Annotated in this window: 2 protein-coding genes; both read left to right on the top strand. The window is 58.6% G+C overall.

The window, feature by feature from the left end:
- The coding region (locus tag VEZ38_RS08625) for a discoidin domain-containing protein (RefSeq protein ID WP_324892941.1) at window positions 1-1,561 on the top strand (1,561 nt) is incomplete at its 5' end.
- 81 nt (window positions 1,562-1,642) lie between these two features.
- A partial coding sequence (locus tag VEZ38_RS08620) for a hypothetical protein (protein WP_324892940.1) occupies window positions 1,643-2,472 on the top strand: 830 nt, incomplete at its 3' end.

The following is a 2,472-nucleotide window of genomic DNA, read 5'->3' as shown; positions in this document are numbered from 1 at the left end:
CGCGCACATCGGGTATAACGACGACGACCCGGCCAACGGCATCGTTACCCCGAACGGCGATTCGACGAATACGATCTACGAGAACAATTATGTGGAATCCAAGAAGTACTTGTTCCAAGGATTGCTGAAGGCTTATGGCCTTACCTTGCGAAACAATGCGTTTTACAACATCGATCCGAACGACTGGCATTATAACCTCGGCACGCAGAACTACGATATCGTGGGCAACGGGCTTGCGTCGACGGATCGGTCGCCGACGACTCCGCCGGTGCAGCCGGGTCCTCCGACGGCGCCGCCGGTCATTGCGCCGCCGGACTCCGAGTTGACGGAAATCGAAGGCGCGCCGTTCGGTTCCACGCCATCTTGGACGGCGGACACAGGATACGAGAAGGCGTTCGATACCGACCCGGCGACCTACTTCGATTACATGCATCCGGACGGCGGCTATACGGGCATCGACCTCGGCGCCGGCAACGAGAAGCGCGTCGCGCAAATCAAGTTCCATCCGAGAATCGGCCAGGAAGGACGCATGCTGAACGGCGTCTTCCAAGGCTCGAATACGAGCGAGACGGACGGCTTCGTCGACTTGACGAATCCGATCGGAAGCGTCGCCGCGGGCTGGAACACGATCGCCGTCAACGATCAAACGACGGCGTACCGTTACCTTCGCTATTTGGCGCCTAATAATGCTTACGGCAATGTGAGCGAGATCGAGTTCTATACTCCGACCGAGACGACGGGCGGCAGCGGGTATCTGGATCGCGCCGATTGGACGGGCGAAGGGTCGGGCAGCGACTTCGGTTACGCCTTGGATGGCATCGCGACTACGCGATGGAGCACGAACGCGTTCCAAGAGCCGGAACAATTGCCGGATCAACCGGCGCAAATCTACGTGCTCGATATGAAATCGCCGAAGACCTTCAATCAAATCAAGCTGGACACTTCCGACAGTCCCTACGACTACCCGCGCGGCTACAAAGTGTACGTGTCGGACGACGGTCAAACGTGGGGGACGCCGATCGCGGAAGGCATGGGGACCGAGGCGGTCACGATCATCCGTTTCGCAGACCAAACCAAGCAGTATATCAAATTGGAACAGACCGGAGAAAGCACGAACACCTACTGGTCGATCCATGAGTTGAACGTAGGATGGTTCCCAGGCGGCGTCTTGGACCGAAGCGGATGGGACGAGTCGGCATCGATGAACGACGCCGCGGCGGGAGCGGCCACCGACGGGGACTCGGCCACACGTTGGGATACGAATTGGCCGCAGGGAACGCAATCCGAGCAATCGTACCGGATCGACTTCCAGACGCCGCAGACGTTCTACAAGATCGTCCTGGATACGAGCGGCAGCCCGGCCGATTATCCGAGGCAGTATGAAGTAAGAGTATCCTCCGACGGGAACGACTGGAGCACGGTCATCGCCCGCGGATACGGCAACGGCGCGGTGACGGAAATTACGTTCCCGGTTCGTACGACGCAGCATCTGAAGATCGTTCAGACCGGCACGGACAACACATTCTATTGGTCCATTCACGAACTGAATCTGCATTACTAAGGTTCGGTTCGGAGCGGGAAGAAGACGGCGCTCGCGTCGGCTTCTTCCTGCGTAATGCGACGAAAGGGGAACTACAAGACTATGACGCAACTGCAGCCCTCTCCGGAACGCCCCGCATTCCGTTCGATTCGTGTACGAGCGGAAGCGGGAAATCCGGAGACGGAAGCAGTGTCGGCGATCCTGCTAGACAGGCTGGCTGAACGCTGCACATTCGATTCCACGGTCGGAGGAGCGATACTGACGCTGGAATTATCGATCGCGGAGGGTCCCGGGACGGAGGGATTCCGCATCGAAAGACCCGAATCCGGGACCGTTCGCATCGTCGGGAACGATGCGAGAGGATTGCTGTACGGGGTCGGACATTTCCTGCATCATGCCGACTACGTGTCCGATGGAATCGTACCGGACGACTGGACGGGCGAATCGGTTCCGCAAGGGAAGGTCAGGGGCATGTACCTCGCCAGCCATTTCTTCAATTGGTACCATGTCGCGCCTCGGGCGGAAGTCGTTCGCTATTTGGAGGATTTGGCGCTGTGGGGCGTCAATAGCATCGTACTGGTATTTCCGATTATTAATCTGAACGGCTGGGACGATCCGGAAACGAACAAAAGCTTCGCGCAGATTCGAAGCATGTTCCTGGCCGCGAAGCAGCTAGGCTTGGACGTGGGCATTCTCGTATGCCCCAACCAAGATTTCAAGACGCCGGTCGAGGCGTTCCGCGCCGTGCCGAATCCGGACCCGTTGGGACGCAGGGGCAATCACGGCAATAACATCTGCCCCAACGCGCCCGGCGCTCGCGAGTACATTCTAGGCAATATGCGCGAGATGCTGCGAAGGTTGAGCGATATCGAGCTCGATTATTTCTGTTCTTGGCCTTACGACGAGGGCGGCTGCGCCTGCGAACGCTGCCG

Source organism: Paenibacillus sp. (assembly GCF_035645235.1).
Taxonomy (GTDB): domain Bacteria; phylum Bacillota; class Bacilli; order Paenibacillales; family YIM-B00363; genus Paenibacillus_AE.
The sequence above is the reverse complement of the archived record's forward strand: the minus strand, read 5'-3'. Positions and strand labels throughout refer to the sequence as shown.